The following is a 16,295-nucleotide window of genomic DNA, read 5'->3' as shown; positions in this document are numbered from 1 at the left end:
TGTCGATTCATTAGAATTGACACCATGAGGTTAGGAGATGGGGTCTTTTGGGCGTTTCACTGGGCAATCGTCAAAAGCAATATCAGCAATTTTTAAAAGGACGGCAACCAACTCGACCTGTGCTGCGCAATGTGTTGCGTGCCTTTCTAGCAGGTGGAACGATCTGTTTACTTGGACAGGGAATACAGGAACTTTTCGTGCATTACTATCACATGAGTGAAAAAATGGCAGGGAATCCTACTGTAGCTATTCTTATTATGCTTTCTGCTGTATTAACTGGTATAGGCATCTACGATCAATTTAGTCAATGGGCAGGAGCAGGTTCTGCTGTTCCAGTTACTGGATTCGCCAATGCAATGACCTCTGCAGCACTTGAACATAAAACGGAAGGATACGTTGTTGGCATTGGTTCCAATATGTTTAAACTGGCTGGACCTGTCATTGTTTTTGGTGTAGTATCTGCTTTTTTTGTTGGGCTTGCACGATATATCATCTTGCACGTGTAAAACGCATTCGTGCTCTAATCGGATAAAACGGAGGTGAGGATGTGCGAATTGGTCAACAAACATGGGCGTTTCATTCGCACCCCCGCATCTTGGGAACGGGAACGGCGGTAGGGGAAAAAGAAGGAAGAGGTCCACTTGGAAAAGAGTTTGATTTAATCTTCTCTGATCCATATCTTGGTCAGGAAAGTTTTGAAAAAGCGGAGCGCAAGTTGCTTGAAGAGGCACAGGAAAAGGCTGTAAGCAAGGCCGGTCTTACAATGGAACATGTCGATTTCTCGGTATCCGGTGACCTACTTCCGCATAATATCTCTGCCAATTTTGCAGGAAGAACGAATACTAAACCACTGCTTGGTATTTATAGCGCATGTGCGACAAGCATGGAGGCTGTTGCACTCTGTGCACTCTTAGTGGATTCGGATGCTGCGCAGTATGCGTTAGCAAGTACAAGTAGTCACAATAGTACTGCAGAACGAGTGTTTCGATATCCTACTGAATATGGAGCGCAAAAACCTCCAACTGCACATTGTACTGTGACAGGAGCAGGTGCAGCACTCATCGGTAAAGGAATATCAGGTCCTACGATTCATTATGCCACCATTGGGAAAGTAGTCGATCTTGGGGTAAAAAGCCCTTGGGAAATGGGGGCGGCCATGGCTCCGGCTGCAACTGATACGATTGTGGCACACTTAAAGGATACTGGTTTGACAGTAGACGATTACGATCTCATCGCTACGGGAGATCTTGCACGCGTCGGTCATCCGATTGCACGCGAACTTTTATTGCGTCAAAACATAGATGTTGGCGATCGATTTACTGACTGTGGCATGCTTATGTATGACCCTACACAACCTGAAGTATTTAGCGGTGGCAGTGGGCCTGCATGTTGTGCATGTGTGACATTTGCACATCTATTGAGACGCCTCCAAGCGGGCGAATGGAACCGCATCCTCGTTGTTGCGACGGGAGCGTTACTCTCGACTGTGAGCGCGCAGCAAAGTGAAACGATTCCCTGTATTGCACATGCTGTAACTATTGAAGCGCAAACTTTTTCGTGAGGTGATGACGCACATGCCGCATCCTTGGATCTTTCTTACAGCTTTTGTGGTAGGAGGATTAATTTGCGTTATCGGACAACTTCTCCTTGACTTAACTAAGTTAACTCCAGCGCATGTAATGACCATCTTAGTTGTTTCCGGTGCCGTGCTCGATGGATTGGGATGGTATGATCCTCTTATTCAATTTGCAGGTGCAGGTGCTACAGTACCTATTACTTCGTTTGGCAATGCACTTGTTCATGGTGCTATGGCAGAAGCCAATCAATATGGAATTATTGGCCTTATAACTGGGATTTTTGAAGTTACAAGTGCTGGAATTTCCGCGGCCATTGTATTTGCATTTCTCACAGCACTGATTGCGCGGGCGCGTGGTTAATATGGTGAGGGGGTTAGCAAAATGGAACAACAGCGACCGCGCGTTATTTTAGTCACTGATGGCGATATTATTGCGAGAACGGCTCTTGAAATAGCAGCTTCTCTTGTTCATGCAAGGGTGATTTCCCGTTCTGCAGGCAATCCAACACCACTTGCAGGGGCAACTATTGCAGATCTTGTGCTTCATGCAGCGCATGATCCAGTGATCGTGATGCTGGATGACAACGGTACTTGGGGTCAAGGTCCTGGTGAACAGGCACTTCGCAGTTTAGTTCAAGATCGGCGTATTCGCATCATTGGTGTACTTGCAGTAGCTAGTAATACGCGTTATGTTCGTGGTGTGAAGGTGGATTTTTCCATAGATCGACGCGGACGTATCGTTGATGCAGCTGTCAATAAATACGGATTTCGGTTACGCAGTAAACGAAAATTTATTTTTGGTGACACTGTGGATATTTTACGAAGACTACGCGTTCCCTGTTTAATAGGGATTGGGGACATTGGAAAGATGAAAGGCCTTGATGATCGCCATCGCGGATGCCCTGTGACCGTTAGCGCATTACGACTTCTTATTGAACTAGATGAGTTTTCCATGGGCGATAGCCGTAACGCTTCACCACTTCTCCTCGTACAATAAGTGTGAAAGAGGAGGAGAAAACCTATGCTAACTGTCCTCGGCTGGATTCCACAGATTGTTCGGTTTTTTGGCGTATTTCGTGGCGTTGCAGGGTTCGTGGTTCCTATTTGGCCTTATGTGTCCAAGTTTTTCCGCGGTGGCAAGATGCCAGCCCTGGGTCATTAAAACGTCTGTTGAAGCCGGTCGGCGCCCAACCGATTGGCTACTTTTTTCATTAGCTTTACAATGAGTATCTCTGATCAGTATACTGTATGTAACAATTCCATATGTTCCTTCAGGGCAGGGTGAGGCAAGTTCCAACTCCCGACCGGTGGTGACGCATCTGCGAAGTCCACGAGCCTTATTGGCATGAACTGGTGAAAAACCAGTACCGACGGTATAGTCCGGATAAAAGAAGGATGTGGAGTCATGCGCGTATGATCGCATGCTCTGTTTCATTTTGAGCGCCCTGAGTCATCACTATGGCGCTTTTTTATTTGCCTGATTGTGCATTTAACATCCTCTAAGGAGTGGGGGCGTTCTCGTGCCTATTGGTGACGAAGAGTATATGCGGATGGCGATTCAACTAGCTACATTTGCTACTGGTCGAACAAGCCCAAATCCTCTGGTAGGAGCTGTATTAGTTAAAGGGAACAGAATCGTAGGATTTGGTGCACATCTTCAATCCGGGAAGAAGCACGCAGAGATTCACGCGTTAGATATGGCAGCAGACGATGCGTTTGAGAGCACTCTTTATGTTACGCTAGAACCATGTGCACATTATGGTAAAACACCCCCCTGTGCACATGCTTTAGTTAAAGCAGGTATTCAACGCGCTGTCATCGCGATGAGAGATCCATTTTCATTAGTTGCAGGAAAAGGCATAGCCATTCTGAGGGATGCAGGAATTACGGTCGAAGTTGGACTATTGGAATCTGAGGCTAGATCCCTAAATAAAATATATCTACATTATATTGAACATCAGCGCCCATTTGTTACGTTGAAGTTAGCTGCGTCTATGGATGGTTGGATAGCGACAACGGATGGAACACCACTTGCGCTTACAGGAACAGAAGCACAACGAGAGACACATCAATTACGCAATCAAGTAGATGCCATCATGGTTGGTGTTAATACGATTATTCAAGATAATCCGCAGCTCACAACACGTCAGATCGCCAATGGGAGAAATCCCATTCGCTATATTTTCGATCACATGTTGCGAACCCCTGTTGGTGCACGTGTAGTGACAGATCAAGCCGTATCCACAGTGATTCTGTGCTCACCAACTGCTGACCCTACAAAAGCAGAGGAGCTCCGAGCGTGCGGAGTAGAAGTCGTGCACTTACATTCATTAGAAGAGGATGAGATGATCCGTGAAGCACTTGCTTTGATGGGTGAACGTGGACTACGACACGTGTTACTAGAGGGTGGAAGTACACTTGCGCAGGCATTCTTAGATGCACAAGCTGTTGATGAGGTATGGATGTTTCATGCGCCAGTTTTTCTTGGGAGCGGTTGGCCTACCTTAAAACAATCTCATCAATCTAGTGGCCAATCCTTTCCGATTAGACTCAAGGATATTGTACGGAAAACCATAGGTGCTGATGAATTGACCATTGGTAAACCGGTGTATACCGATGAAACGCTGTTGGATTGAATGCACTTTTGGTCATATGGATAACAGATAGAGGGAATGAACTTGTTCACTGGACTAATTGAAGAGATGGGCACGGTTATAAAAATAGAACGAACAGGGCGCGCACTGTTGTTATCGATTGCTGCAAAGAAGTTGTTTGCGCACACAAAAATAGGTGACAGTGTCTCTGTAAACGGCGTCTGTCTCACGATCACAAAACAAGGAAATGGTTTTATGGTAGTCGATGCAGTTCCAGAGACTGTAAAACGCACTGCACTGCAGTTTTTGATGAAAGGATCGATGGTAAATCTGGAACGGGCATTGCAATTAGGTGGTCGATTAGATGGACATCTTGTTGCAGGGCATATTGATGACGTTGGCCAGATTACAGCAGTAGATCGAGATGATATTGCCCATGTAATAACGATTGCAGCAAATGAAGATCTTATGCGATATATTGTTGAAAAAGGATCTATTGCAGTGGATGGAGTTAGCTTAACTGTCATGACAGTTTCATCTCATTCCTTTCAAGTATCAGTTATCCCGCACACAGCAACGATGACCACCATACAACATGCGGGGCCAGGGTTAAAAGTAAATTTGGAGGTCGATATGATTGGGAAATATGTCGAACGTCTCCTTGGGCTGTCCCCTAAAAATAAGAGCAATGATACACATTCATCAGGTTTAATTACTGAACAGCAACTTCGTGAATGGGGTTACTGAACGTCTGGACAAGGGATGATATAGATATGTCGACTGTAGAAAAAGCAGTAGAAGCGTTAAAAAAAGGACAAGTGGTCATTGTGACAGATGATGAGGGGCGTGAAAATGAAGGAGATTTTATCGCTCTTGCAGAATTAGCTACACCACAAACAATTAATTTTATGATTACACATGGTCGTGGTCTGGTTTGTGTACCGATCACAGAAGAACGAGCAATGGAACTACAATTAACTCCTATGGTTGAAAAAAGCACAGATACACTCGAAACTGCATTCACCATCTCAGTGGATCACATATCTACAACAACTGGGATTTCCGCAGCAGAACGCGCAGCTACGGTAAATGCTCTGATTTCACCTACTAGTACGGCAGGAGATTTCAAACGGCCTGGGCATATTTTCCCCCTTATCGCGAAAAAAGGAGGGGTTTTGAGGCGTGCAGGGCATACTGAAACCGCTGTCGATCTAGCTCGACTATGTGATGCCTATCCTGCTGGTGTTATTTGTGAAATTTTAAAGCCTGATGGGACAATGGCACGTAGGCCAGATCTTGAATTACTTGCTAAAGAGTTTGATTTGCACATGATTACTGTCGCTGATCTGATTGCCTATCGCAAGGAACAAGAACAATTAGTCACACGTGTAGCGGAGGCTGATCTTCCTACTGAATTTGGAGATTTTAAAATTATCGCATACACCAATACATTGGATGGAAAAGAGCATATTGCACTTGTGATGGGTGAAATTGATCCTCTTGTTCCTACGTTAGTTAGAGTACACTCAGAGTGTTTAACAGGAGATGTTTTTGGATCTTGGAGGTGTGATTGCGGACCACAACTTCATGCTGCTCTTACGCAAATTGCAGAAGCAGGGCAAGGAGTTCTTGTGTATATGCGGCAAGAAGGCCGCGGAATTGGTTTAATTAATAAGATTAAGGCATACCATTTGCAGGAACAAGGCCTAGACACAGTAGAAGCTAACCATGAACTTGGCTTTGCCGCTGATTTGCGCGATTATGGAATTGGTGCACAAATTTTAAAAGATATTGGCGTTGGCCAAATGAAATTATTAACCAATAATCCACGGAAAATAAGTGGATTAAGTGGACATGGGTTGACTGTGGTTGAACGTGTTCCCATCGAAATAGACGCAAGTGCTTTTAATGAACGATATTTGAACACCAAAAAATCTAAACTTGGGCATTTATTAAACTTATAAGGGGTATGAAAATGGGACAAGTATTTGAGGGTCATCTGGTTGGTACTGGTTTGCGCATAGGAATTGTGATTGCACGATTTAATGATTTTATCTCTACTAGACTGCTATCTGGTGCACAAGATTCGTTAATACGTCATGGCGTGGAAGCCGAACGGGTCGATGTGGCCTGGGTACCTGGGGCGTTTGAAATCCCGTTGATTGCAAAAAAAATGGCTGAGTCAGGTCGTTATGATGCCATTATTGCATTAGGAGCAGTGATTCGCGGATCAACTCCTCATTTTGACTTTGTCGCAGCTGAGACAGCTAAGGGAATTGCATCCACAGCACTGCACAGTGGTATTCCTGTGTGTTTTGGTGTGCTTACTACAGATACAATTGAACAAGCGATAGAGCGTGCAGGAACGAAGGCTGGCAACAAGGGTTGGGAAGCTGCTGTCACGGCCATTGAGATGGCTAATTTACATCGTTCGTTATCCCTGTGAATGTGGATTTGACTCGTGACGATCATTTATAAGGCGAATTCTATCTATCAAGCTATTCAAGTGGGAGAACGAAGTGGTGTTCGCTATATGCGCTTTGGCGAAGAAGGTTCAGGATGGCAAGGAGCTTTAGCCATTGAACAACCGGAACGATTATATTTTCCCTATCAACAGGCTTTTGCGCTTCATGTAGCATGGCTTCCTACCGTACAAAATTTTTTGGCTATCGGTGTTGGTACAGGGACAGCGATTAGACACATTCATCGAAGGCATAGGGAAGCACATGTTACTGGAATTGACTTGGATGAACAGGTAATTGAGGTCGCTGCACGTTTTTTTGGTTTACCGACCGATCAGCGGTGTCGATACTTTGCAGAAGATGGTTTGAAGTATCTCGACCGCATAGACGACGTGTTCGATCTTATTTTTATTGATGTTTTTTTTCACGAACAAACTCCCACGAGTTTCTTTAGTGAAGCATTTATCGATAAGATACGACGTCATTTAGCTCCAGAAGGCATAGTAGCGATGAATGTGATTATGACAACTGCAGGTCCAAAACAACATCATTTTTGGAACCTGTATACACTATTAGCGCAGATAATTGGGCCAACTTATTACGTAGCACTTGGCCCTCTGCCATTCATATCACAAAATATTATTTTATTTGCGCACAATCAAACCGAAACAAGTCTGCTTCTCACTGATTTGCGCAAGAACTGTATGCGCGAAATTGATAAGGGAAAACGTTATTTTGCACCATATGCTAAAATTCTACCATGGCGTTTAAAACAAAAGTAGTTTAAAACAAGAGTAATAGAACGCTTAACATTCAGTAGAGGAGCGAATTGCGCCCGTGGGACTGTTTTCATTTTTTGGTACAGGCTTTATCTTTAGGCTCCTCGCTTTTGTCATTGGTCTTGCAGTACACGAGTATGGACATGCACGTATGGCGTTATTCCTAGGTGATGATACGGCAAAGAAAGAGGGCCGCGTGACTTTAAATCCTCTTGCTCATCTAGACTTACTTGGATTGCTTATGATTTTGATTGTGAATTTTGGATGGGCAAAACCTGTTACATTTAATCCAAATAAAATTCGAATCAATCGCCAAGTAGGTATTGTTCTCATTTCTCTTGCAGGGCCATTGATGAACGCTATCCTTGCACTACTCGCTATTTTAGCATTACTCGCTATTAGTAGTTCAGGATCTGCATTTTGGCTTACTGGCATTGGAATGTTTATGGCTAATTTGAGTTTTTGGCTTGCTGTTGTCAATATTGCGTTATTTATCTTCAATTTAATTCCTGTGCCACCGTTGGATGGTTGGAAAATATTAAGATACTCTCTTCCGCCGCGTTGGCTGAGTCGGGCTAATCAGTTTGAACGTGTGGGACCATTTTTTCTTGTTTTGATATTAATTCTCCCGATTGGTGGTACAACTCTTGGTGGAATGGTGATCAATAGTGCCATTTCGGGCATTATGAGTCTTTTTGGATTGGTAGCATGAAGACTGATCAAAATTACCTAATTTCACTACAATCATTTGAGGGACCACTCGATTTATTGCTTCATCTTATAGAAAGCGACAAAATGAATATTCACGAAGTCCCGATTGCTCGCGTGACCGATCAGTATATGGCCTATTTAAAGCAGTCGATGGAGTTCAAATTAGAAATTGCAAGTGAGTTTTTAGTGATGGCAGCTACGTTAATTGCTTTAAAATCACGCTCACTTCTACCTAAACGTGGAGATAAAGATGCACATATGGATGAAGATGGAGAAGTGGGTATTGATTCAGAACTAGATCTAAAAGAACGTCTAATCGAATACAAAGCATTTAAGATGGTTGCGCAGACATTATCGCTCAAACAAGTTTATCGTGCACAGTGCATCGGACGTTTGCCCACACCCCTTACACCATATCGAGAATTACCAACTGTACCTGACTTTCTTGCGGGATTAGAATTAATTCATTTACAAGAAGCAGTGATGCGTGCTCTTTCACGAACACAATCAACCTTAGATGTTAGTGTTATTCGCGATCGAGAAACCATACCGGAGCGGATGAACGCCATCTTAAAAGTGCTACGTCAAGAAAAAACTAACTTTTCGTCTCTCATACAGTCACATCATCGCAAAGAAATTGTAACTGTTTTTTTAGCTGTTTTAGAACTGATACGATTAAATAAGATTATGTGTTGGCAGGAGGAACAATTTGGGGATATATGGATAGAGCTGAGGAAGATTCAATAATGATTACTCTGGACCCGTTGTCAGTGCTTGAAGGACTTTTATTTGTGGCAGGGTCAGAAGGACTTAGCGACAAACAAATCGCAACCGTTTTAGAGATGGATGAGCAGGATGTTTATGATTTATGTATGAAACTAGAAGAAAAACAGCAACGCGAAGGGCGCTCGTTTCTAATTATGCGAATAGCAAGCGTATGGCAGTTAAATACACTTGCGACGTTAACACCTTATTTGCGTAAGTTAGCGTTAGTGCCAGCACCTGCCCCATTATCGCAAGCGGCTTTAGAAACGTTGGCTATTATTGCTTATAGGCAACCTATTACCCGTAGTGATATTGAAGAGATTCGTGGTGTCAAAGCGGAGAAAGCAATAGCAACACTTGTTGCACGCGGCTTGATCAAAGAGGCAGGACGCGCTGAGGGACCAGGACGTCCTTTTTTATTTGAAACCACTTCTGAATTTCTTGATTATTTTGGGTTACAAAATTCGAATGACTTACCTCCGATTGGTGAATTTCAAAAGCTTGTCCGTAGCGATGAATAATGTGTATAAAAATAGGAAATAGTATCCTCGATGAATGTGTCGGGGAGGATCGGGCGTGTTTTGGTGGCTTATATGTATTGTAGCATTTTTATGTATTTTACTCTTTGCTCCGATCCGCTTTCATGTGCATTTTGAGCATGGACCTACAGCTGAGCAGGTAAGGGTATCCTTTCGTTACCTTTATTTTATTCGCATTCATAAGCAGTGGTCTGTTCCGGCACTCACTGTGGATTCGCTGGTAGCTATGATGACATCAAAGCAAGAGCAAACGGTTGATCGTATTCAAAGCAATATAAAAAAAGTAGCTCGTCGAAAAAAGCAACTACAGCAATTGTACGTTGTATTTACGCAAATAGATATTTTTTTTCCGGTATTAATTAAACTCACACAAAAAATTTCAATTGTAGAGTGTTCTTGGACGACGACCATTGGGGCAAGTGACGCAGCTGTAACAGGCATTCTTTGTGGCTTAGTTTGGTTTTTTCAAACCTCAGTAGTAGGTATAGCTACGCAGTTTCTCTCCTTTCGAAATCCCCCGTATCTTTATGTGATCCCTGATTATTATTCGCCAACACTTAAGACAAGCACTACCTGGATAGGAACTGTGTCTATAGGAAAGACTATGGTCGCTGGGGCAAAATTACTATGGTTGTTGAAAATGGGGGGTGCACATGCAAGAACATCCGATTCAATCCCTAATGCAGACAGCAATGGAAAATCTGAAGGAAATGATTGACGTAAATACAATTATTGGAGATCCAGTAGAAACGCCAGATGGTAATGTGATCCTTCCGATCTCAAGAGTAGGATTTGGTTTTGCGGCAGGGGGTACTGAATTTCGCTTAGGCCGCGATAAAGCAGCCGCAGTTAATCATGGACCTGATGCTCAAGCGCTCCCATTTGGTGGTGGAGCTGGAGGTGGAGTATCGATTGCACCCATGGGTTTTTTAATCGTTGGACAACATGGTGTTAAACTTTTGTCGGCTGAACCTGGGAATCAATTGTACGATCGCTTAATTGATCTTGCACCAACATTAGTTGATCGTCTTGAGGCCTTTACGAAGAATAAGCGAGCAGAGCATAATAGTACGCCAACACCGCCAATGTGAGGAATACAATATACAGGGCAAGCGCTACCAAAGCGCTTGTTTTGTCTTCTATTGGAGAATTGCAAGGGAGTGCTTCTATATGGACAAGTCACCGCATATCGTACAAAAGGCAAACAAAAAAGTCATGTGGCATCGTGTTCACATCGCTATGCTTACTTTGCTGTTACTTAGTTTTACAGCTAGCTCAGACGTATCTGCTAAAGTGCGTTCCCGTACACCGATACCACAAGCGCAAACCATGAATGTTCAAGAAACTGGTAATTCTGCAGAATCGGCATGTCTGATTGATGTCAATACTGGTCGTATTCTCTATGAGAAAAATGCACACAAACGTATGCGAATTGCTAGTTTAACAAAAATCATTACTGCTTGGATTTCTGTGCGCTCTGGAAAGCTAGATCAAACTGTGACCGCTTCACCCAATGCAGTACGTCAAGAAGGATCATCTATTTACTTGGCGCAGGGAGAGAAACAATCTTTACGCAATCTTACTTATGCCATGATGTTGCGAAGTGGGAATGATTCGGCCATGGCAATTGCTGAATTTTTAGGTGGGGGATCTTCTGAAAAATTTGCAAAGATGATGAATGATCAAGTACAAAAATTAGGCTTACATGAAAGCCATTTTATGAACCCACATGGGTTAGATCATAAAGACCATTATTCATCTGCTCATGATATGGCGATCATTACAGCGACAGCATTACGCAATCCATTATTTAAGCAGATAGTAAGCACGAAATTTTACACCATCCCATGGCAAGGTCAAAAATGGGAACGGAAGCTAAAAAATAAAAATAAAATGTTGTGGATGATGCCTAATGCAGATGGTGTAAAAACAGGATTTACAAAACTCTCTGGACGGTGTTTGGCTTCTTCTGCATCAAGCGGGAATAGGCAAGTTGCATTAATTGTTTTGAGAGATGGGAATGATTGGGTTGATTCGAAACAATTACTCACTTATGGATTGACGGCATTTGAAACTCGTAATGTCGTTCAACTGGCACCTGTTCATGCGAACGCAAACGTCCAATATGGTACTGTCTCTACTATACCGTTAAAAGCAGTAGGTCAAGTGAATTTTGTCATGCGTAAAGGAGAAGAAGAACAAATTGAATCACGAGTTATACAAATAAAACGACTTGCAGCACCAGTGAAAGAGGGACAAGTTGCAGGAACTGTACAGTATTTCTTTAAAGGGATGAAACTTGGTGAAGCGCATCTTGTGACAACTGGGGCAGTTAAACCTAAAGGATTATGGGGTCACATTCGGGATTTATTTCTATAACAATTGACGTAATTCATACGTCAATTCACAGGGGTTCGCTCGGGGGAGGAGAATACCTTGATGAATTTTATCTGGTTCAGTCTATTTATGAGCGGCATTATTGTAGCTGCTTTGACTGGACGTATTCACATGGTTACTGAAGGAGTACTAACGGGAGCAAAAGATGGTGTATTCATTTCATTAGGACTTATTAGTGTGATCGCATTTTGGTTGGGTATGATGAAGATTGCTGAGGAATCAGGACTTATTCAAATTCTGTCCAAACGCCTTCGTCCGTTTGCTACGTGGTTGTACCCATCTGTACCAAGTGACCACCCTGCAATGGGCGCTCTCATTGCTAATATGAGTGCAAATATTTTGGGTTTAGGGAATGCTGCTACGCCTCTTGGGTTAAAGGCGATGCAAGAGCTTCAAACATTGAATGGGACATCTGATGTTGCATCCGATGCTATGTGCACGCTACTCGCTATGAACACGGCTAGCTTAACACTCATTCCAGCTACAATGATTGGTCTGCGAATGGAGTTTCACTCTAAAAATCCAGGGGAAATTATTGGTAGTACCATTCTTGCAACGCTGATTGCAACAGGTGCAGCCATTATACTCGATCGTTTTTTTCGCCGCACAGAGCAGATCCGTTGCCGTAGGAGGAACCGATCATGAGTGTATTTGCTACAATTTCAGCGTTTGCACTGCCTATGACAATCGCAGCCATTTTAATCGCAGGCATTGTACACAAGGTTCCCTTATACGAATCCTTTACTGAAGGTGCAAAGGAAGGTTTCACGACATCTGTGAGCTTAATTCCGCATCTCGTTGCGATGATGGTGGCTGTAAGCGTGTTTCGCGCTTCTGGTGCATTGCAATTATTTATTCAAGCCCTATCTCCTTTACTGCACATCATACATTTTCCTGCGGAGTTAGTTCCGCTTGCATTGCTTCGTCCAATTTCCGGATCAGGATCGCTCGCTTTAGTTACTGATTTGTTTAAACATGCAGGTACTGATTCCTTTCTTGGTCGCGTCGCTTCTACGATGCAAGGTAGTACAGATACCACTTTATACGTCCTAACCGTATATTATGGCAGTGTAGGCATTAGAAAACCTAGATATTCAGTGAAAGTTGGTCTATTATCAGACTTAGTAAGTGTGTTTGCATCGATCTGGGCTGTGAGTATGATGTTTGGAAAGTGAGCGGTGATGAGTATGAAAGAAACGCGTGGAACAGACACGGAGGGGGAGAGGCTCCAAAAGGTTATTGCCAATGCAGGTGTGACATCAAGACGCAATGCTGAAATCATGATCGAAGAACGAAGAGTGAAGGTAAATGGAAAAATAATCAATCAGTTGGGTTACAAAGTAAAACGATCGGATAAGATTGAAGTGGATGGAACAGCACTTTCCCTTCAAGGGAAAAAACATGTTTATATCCTTTTATATAAACCTATACGGACAGTGACGACTGCCTATGATCCACAAGGCCGTAAAACTGTGTTAGACTGCATACAAGGCGTACAAGAACGCCTATTTCCTATAGGGAGATTAGACTATCTAACCAGTGGGGCACTCGTACTAACTAACGATGGTGAGTTAGCAAATCGCCTTATGCACCCGAGCTTTGGCGTTACGAAGACCTATGAAGCCATTGTAGAAGGTGAAGTATCAGAATCTGCAAAGCGACAGTTAGAAAAAGGAGTTCGGATGGAAGGGCGACTCACGGCACCTGCAAAAGTATCAATCTTAGGAACAGATGGTCAAACAACAAAATTGACTATTTCTATTCATGAAGGTAGAAATCGTCAAGTAAGAAACATGTTAGAATTAGTAGAGCATCCATGTATAAAGCTTACGCGAACCCACTATTCTTCACTTAATTTGCGTGGATTGCGGCCAGGCCAATGGCGGATGTTAAGTTCATGGGAAATTGACCAATTAAAACAACAAGTTGGTATGGATGGTAGCTATCGAACATCACGGTAAGGAGATGAATCTATGAATCCAGAACGAATTTTAGTTGTTGACGATGAAGAACGCATTCGGCGTCTTGTACGTATGTACTTAGAGCGCAACAACTTTTTGGTTGATGAGGCGGAAGATGGAACTGAAGCGTTAGCGATGGCACTTGAATCGGAGTATTCTTTGATTATTTTAGACCTTATGCTCCCTGGTATGGACGGTCGTGATGTGTGTGCTGAATTGCGCCAATACAAAGATACTCCTATTATCATGCTAACTGCAGCTGGTGATGAAAGCAATCGCGTTCATGGGTTTGAAGTGGGCGCAGACGATTATGTTGTCAAACCGTTTAGCCCGCGTGAACTAGTAATGCGTGTAAAAGCACTTTTGCGAAGAATTGGGGCTCCACAGGTTGAACCGCAACCAGCTTCAACAATGACGCACATTCTCTCCTTTCCTGGGCTTGTGATCAACGTCGATGCACGTAAAGTACTCGTCGAGGATAAGGAAGTCTCTCTTACACCAAAAGAATTCGAGCTTTTGTTATATTTAGCACAAAGACCAGAAAAAGTATTTAGTCGTGAGGAATTACTTCGCGATGTGTGGAACTATCAATTTTTTGGAGATCAGAGAACGGTTGATACGCATGTAAAAAGGTTGCGAGAAAAATTGGGGCGTGCTTCTGATTTGGTACCCCAACATATTCATACGGTGTGGGGTGTTGGATATAAGTTTGAGGTGGTCGAATTGTGATTCGACGAAGCGTCGTATTAAAGCTGTGGGTAACGATCATCGCCGTCGTGGTGATCGTTCTATTTATTTTAGCGATGTATCTAGAACAGTTTTTTAATTCGTATGTGGATTCGATGCAAAGACGTGACTTAACCAGTCAGGCTATTCTTGTGAGTCAGCTCTTGCAACAAGAACCAGATCAACTCTTGAATTCACAAATTACTCATGTCATGTCTGCATTACACAGTCATTACTACCTTGTTGCGCCACCAGGGCAAAGTATAGAAGTACAACACTATATTGCTCAACTAAGTCCCAGTCAACAATCGCTCTTAGCCCATGATCAACCGATTATTGAACAAGGTGTACCAACATTTATTAAAACCCCTGATGAACAAACAGGGTTATATGCTGTTATGCCTATTGTGAATCCATTCAATCAAATTAGCGCTTTTTTATTAATCACAGAATCAGAAGATGTTGCAGGAAATCCCTCACATACAATCCCAAGTCTCATTATTTTCGCCGTTGTTTTGGGAACACTTTTGACAACAGGGTTGGCTTTTGTTGTTTCCCAAAATCTCTCACGTCCACTGATTGAAATGAATGAGGCTGCAGCAGAAATGGCAAAGGGGAGATTTGATACTCGTGTTCGCGTGATGACGCAAGATGAGGTGGGAAGACTGGGTCAAACATTTAATCACGTAGCCTCAGAATTAGAGCAGACTGTACGTGACCTCACGCGTGAGAAAGAGCAAATTGCAGGTATTCTAGGAGCAATGACAGATGCAGTAGTAGTTACCGATTTAACAGGTCGATTTACGATCTTAAATCCGGCAGCTAGACGTTGGTTTCGAGCAGTCAGTGCTCTATCTTCACTTGAAAATATGACCATTGATTGGCCTGCTGAACTCGTTCAATTACAAAGAGATACACTTCAGTCAAAATCGACGATTGAACGATCTGTTCAGTGGAATGGTCGAGATATCACGGTGACAATGACACCCTTGTACGATCCTGATATTCCTCTAAAATTACGAGGAACGCTCGCTGTTGTTCGTGATATTACGGAGCAACGTAGACTAGATCGCTTGAGAAAAGACTTTGTGGCAAATGTGTCACACGAACTTCGAACTCCGCTTAGTTTATTACAAGGATATACGGAAGCGTTACTTGATGATTTTGGAGATGATCCTCAGGCACGTATTGAGCTTACGCAAATTATTCATGATGAGTCGCTTCGTATGAGGCGTCTAGTCAATGAATTATTGGATTTGGCGCAAGTAGAAGCAGGACATTTTTCTATGAAAATGGAAACTCTTGATTTTGCTTTACTTGTACGTAGAGTGGCACGTAAATTTCAAGGTGTATTTGCAGAACGAAAGTTGGATTTGGAAATTGTAATCAATGAAGAACCCATTATGATTTGTGGTGATTCTGATCGGTTGGAGCAGGTGCTAACTAACCTTGTTGACAATGCGGTACGTCATACGAGTCAAGGTGGGGTAACGCTTAGTTTGACTAGAACAGAACAGCAAGCCATGTTAAGAATTGTGGATACAGGGGAAGGTATTTCTATAGAGGATTTACCCTTTGTCTTTGAGCGTTTTTATAAAGCTGATAAGGCACGCACACGTGGCCATGGTGGTACCGGTCTTGGTTTAGCCATTGCAAGAAGTTTGATACGTTCACATCACGGTGATATTGGAGTTCGCAGCGTTGTGGATCAAGGAACAACGTTTACAATTTTTCTACCTGCAACTGGTCGTCCGTGTGAGCAAGTCACTTAATATGCAGTTACTG

The 16,295-nt window shown here is 43.0% G+C and carries 21 protein-coding genes and 1 riboswitch; all 21 genes read left to right on the top strand.

The window, feature by feature from the left end; genetic code table 11:
* The first annotated feature begins 47 nt into the window (after positions 1-47).
* The 21 genes from spoVAC to MM817_RS11755 all read left to right on the top strand — a co-directional run bounded on the left by spoVAC (position 48) and on the right by MM817_RS11755 (position 16,282).
* Positions 48-506 (top strand): stage V sporulation protein AC, encoded by a 459-nt coding sequence (spoVAC, locus tag MM817_RS11855; protein WP_241715349.1) that lies wholly within the window; start codon positions 48-50, stop codon positions 504-506.
* Between the two features lie 41 nt (positions 507-547).
* Positions 548-1,561: a stage V sporulation protein AD gene (spoVAD, locus tag MM817_RS11850; protein ID WP_241715347.1), complete on the top strand. Its 1,014-nt coding sequence runs from the start codon at positions 548-550 to the stop codon at positions 1,559-1,561.
* A gap of 13 nt (positions 1,562-1,574) precedes the next feature.
* Positions 1,575-1,937, top strand: a complete 363-nt coding sequence (spoVAE, locus tag MM817_RS11845) for a stage V sporulation protein AE (RefSeq protein ID WP_241715344.1) — start codon at positions 1,575-1,577, stop codon at positions 1,935-1,937.
* A gap of 21 nt (positions 1,938-1,958) precedes the next feature.
* Positions 1,959-2,573, top strand: a complete 615-nt coding sequence (locus MM817_RS11840) for a stage V sporulation protein AE (RefSeq protein ID WP_241715341.1) — start codon at positions 1,959-1,961, stop codon at positions 2,571-2,573.
* Positions 2,574-2,597: 24 nt separating this feature from the next.
* Positions 2,598-2,738 (top strand): hypothetical protein, encoded by a 141-nt coding sequence (locus MM817_RS11835; RefSeq protein WP_241715338.1) that lies wholly within the window; start codon positions 2,598-2,600, stop codon positions 2,736-2,738.
* Positions 2,739-2,839: 101 nt separating this feature from the next.
* A riboswitch (FMN riboswitch) is annotated at positions 2,840-2,976 on the top strand.
* 120 nt (positions 2,977-3,096) lie between these two features.
* Entirely contained in the window at positions 3,097-4,212 is a 1,116-nt protein-coding gene (gene ribD / locus MM817_RS11830; protein WP_241715337.1) for a bifunctional diaminohydroxyphosphoribosylaminopyrimidine deaminase/5-amino-6-(5-phosphoribosylamino)uracil reductase RibD, read from the top strand.
* A gap of 42 nt (positions 4,213-4,254) precedes the next feature.
* Positions 4,255-4,917 carry a riboflavin synthase gene (locus MM817_RS11825; protein WP_241715335.1) on the top strand — a complete coding sequence of 221 codons (663 nt, stop codon included), beginning with the start codon at positions 4,255-4,257 and terminating at the stop codon, positions 4,915-4,917.
* A gap of 26 nt (positions 4,918-4,943) precedes the next feature.
* Positions 4,944-6,134 (top strand): bifunctional 3,4-dihydroxy-2-butanone-4-phosphate synthase/GTP cyclohydrolase II, encoded by a 1,191-nt coding sequence (locus tag MM817_RS11820; RefSeq protein ID WP_241715333.1) that lies wholly within the window; start codon positions 4,944-4,946, stop codon positions 6,132-6,134.
* Between the two features lie 11 nt (positions 6,135-6,145).
* The gene (gene ribH, locus MM817_RS11815; protein ID WP_241715331.1) at positions 6,146-6,616 is read left to right on the top strand and encodes a 6,7-dimethyl-8-ribityllumazine synthase; all 471 of its coding nucleotides are present in this window, start codon (positions 6,146-6,148) and stop codon (positions 6,614-6,616) included.
* 15 nt (positions 6,617-6,631) lie between these two features.
* The gene (locus MM817_RS11810; protein WP_241715329.1) at positions 6,632-7,414 is read left to right on the top strand and encodes a spermidine synthase; all 783 of its coding nucleotides are present in this window, start codon (positions 6,632-6,634) and stop codon (positions 7,412-7,414) included.
* Positions 7,415-7,469: 55 nt separating this feature from the next.
* Positions 7,470-8,123 carry a site-2 protease family protein gene (locus MM817_RS11805; protein ID WP_241715327.1) on the top strand — a complete coding sequence of 218 codons (654 nt, stop codon included), beginning with the start codon at positions 7,470-7,472 and terminating at the stop codon, positions 8,121-8,123.
* Positions 8,120-8,869 carry a segregation and condensation protein A gene (locus MM817_RS11800; protein ID WP_241715325.1) on the top strand — a complete coding sequence of 250 codons (750 nt, stop codon included), beginning with the start codon at positions 8,120-8,122 and terminating at the stop codon, positions 8,867-8,869. The genes MM817_RS11805 and MM817_RS11800 overlap by 4 nt, the downstream gene beginning before the upstream one ends.
* Positions 8,869-9,408, top strand: coding sequence for an SMC-Scp complex subunit ScpB (gene scpB / locus MM817_RS11795; protein ID WP_241715323.1), 540 nt, complete (start codon positions 8,869-8,871; stop codon positions 9,406-9,408). Before MM817_RS11800 ends, scpB begins: the two co-directional genes overlap by 1 nt.
* A 55-nt stretch (positions 9,409-9,463) precedes the next feature.
* On the top strand, positions 9,464-10,144 hold the full coding sequence (locus MM817_RS11790) for a DUF2953 domain-containing protein (RefSeq protein ID WP_241715321.1): 681 nt from the start codon (positions 9,464-9,466) through the stop codon (positions 10,142-10,144).
* On the top strand, positions 10,080-10,517 hold the full coding sequence (ytfJ, locus tag MM817_RS11785; RefSeq protein WP_241715319.1) for a GerW family sporulation protein: 438 nt from the start codon (positions 10,080-10,082) through the stop codon (positions 10,515-10,517). Before MM817_RS11790 ends, ytfJ begins: the two co-directional genes overlap by 65 nt.
* Before the next feature lie 79 nt (positions 10,518-10,596).
* Entirely contained in the window at positions 10,597-11,805 is a 1,209-nt protein-coding gene (locus MM817_RS11780) for a D-alanyl-D-alanine carboxypeptidase family protein (RefSeq protein ID WP_241715307.1), read from the top strand.
* Positions 11,806-11,862: 57 nt separating this feature from the next.
* On the top strand, positions 11,863-12,468 hold the full coding sequence (locus MM817_RS11775) for a nucleoside recognition domain-containing protein (RefSeq protein ID WP_241715305.1): 606 nt from the start codon (positions 11,863-11,865) through the stop codon (positions 12,466-12,468).
* Positions 12,465-12,998, top strand: coding sequence for a spore maturation protein (locus tag MM817_RS11770; protein WP_241715303.1), 534 nt, complete (start codon positions 12,465-12,467; stop codon positions 12,996-12,998). Before MM817_RS11775 ends, MM817_RS11770 begins: the two co-directional genes overlap by 4 nt.
* Before the next feature lie 12 nt (positions 12,999-13,010).
* Entirely contained in the window at positions 13,011-13,784 is a 774-nt protein-coding gene (locus MM817_RS11765; RefSeq protein ID WP_241715301.1) for a pseudouridine synthase, read from the top strand.
* A gap of 12 nt (positions 13,785-13,796) precedes the next feature.
* Complete coding sequence (locus MM817_RS11760; RefSeq protein WP_241715292.1) at positions 13,797-14,513, top strand: response regulator transcription factor; 717 nt, start codon at positions 13,797-13,799, stop codon at positions 14,511-14,513.
* Positions 14,510-16,282, top strand: coding sequence for a sensor histidine kinase (locus MM817_RS11755; protein WP_241715291.1), 1,773 nt, complete (start codon positions 14,510-14,512; stop codon positions 16,280-16,282). The genes MM817_RS11760 and MM817_RS11755 overlap by 4 nt, the downstream gene beginning before the upstream one ends.
* Positions 16,283-16,295: the final 13 nt, after the last annotated feature.

This window comes from Sulfoacidibacillus ferrooxidans, assembly GCF_022606465.1.
Lineage (GTDB): Bacteria > Bacillota > Bacilli > Alicyclobacillales > SLC66 > Sulfoacidibacillus > Sulfoacidibacillus ferrooxidans.
This window is presented reverse-complemented; position numbering and strand designations above follow the sequence as displayed.

What these genes read in the sequence shown, in the direction of transcription:
- spoVAE (WP_241715344.1), top strand. Translation starts at nt 1,575, where the DNA reads ATGCCGCATCCTTGGATCTTTCTTACAGCTTTTGTGGTAGGAGGATTA.
- MM817_RS11840 (WP_241715341.1), top strand. Translation starts at nt 1,959, where the DNA reads ATGGAACAACAGCGACCGCGCGTTATTTTAGTCACTGATGGCGATATT.
- MM817_RS11835 (WP_241715338.1), top strand. Translation starts at nt 2,598, where the DNA reads ATGCTAACTGTCCTCGGCTGGATTCCACAGATTGTTCGGTTTTTTGGC.
- MM817_RS11820 (WP_241715333.1), top strand. Translation starts at nt 4,944, where the DNA reads ATGTCGACTGTAGAAAAAGCAGTAGAAGCGTTAAAAAAAGGACAAGTG.
- ribH (WP_241715331.1), top strand. Translation starts at nt 6,146, where the DNA reads ATGGGACAAGTATTTGAGGGTCATCTGGTTGGTACTGGTTTGCGCATA.
- MM817_RS11800 (WP_241715325.1), top strand. Translation starts at nt 8,120, where the DNA reads ATGAAGACTGATCAAAATTACCTAATTTCACTACAATCATTTGAGGGA.
- scpB (WP_241715323.1), top strand. Translation starts at nt 8,869, where the DNA reads ATGATTACTCTGGACCCGTTGTCAGTGCTTGAAGGACTTTTATTTGTG.
- ytfJ (WP_241715319.1), top strand. Translation starts at nt 10,080, where the DNA reads ATGCAAGAACATCCGATTCAATCCCTAATGCAGACAGCAATGGAAAAT.
- MM817_RS11780 (WP_241715307.1), top strand. Translation starts at nt 10,597, where the DNA reads ATGGACAAGTCACCGCATATCGTACAAAAGGCAAACAAAAAAGTCATG.
- MM817_RS11770 (WP_241715303.1), top strand. Translation starts at nt 12,465, where the DNA reads ATGAGTGTATTTGCTACAATTTCAGCGTTTGCACTGCCTATGACAATC.
- MM817_RS11765 (WP_241715301.1), top strand. Translation starts at nt 13,011, where the DNA reads ATGAAAGAAACGCGTGGAACAGACACGGAGGGGGAGAGGCTCCAAAAG.
- MM817_RS11760 (WP_241715292.1), top strand. Translation starts at nt 13,797, where the DNA reads ATGAATCCAGAACGAATTTTAGTTGTTGACGATGAAGAACGCATTCGG.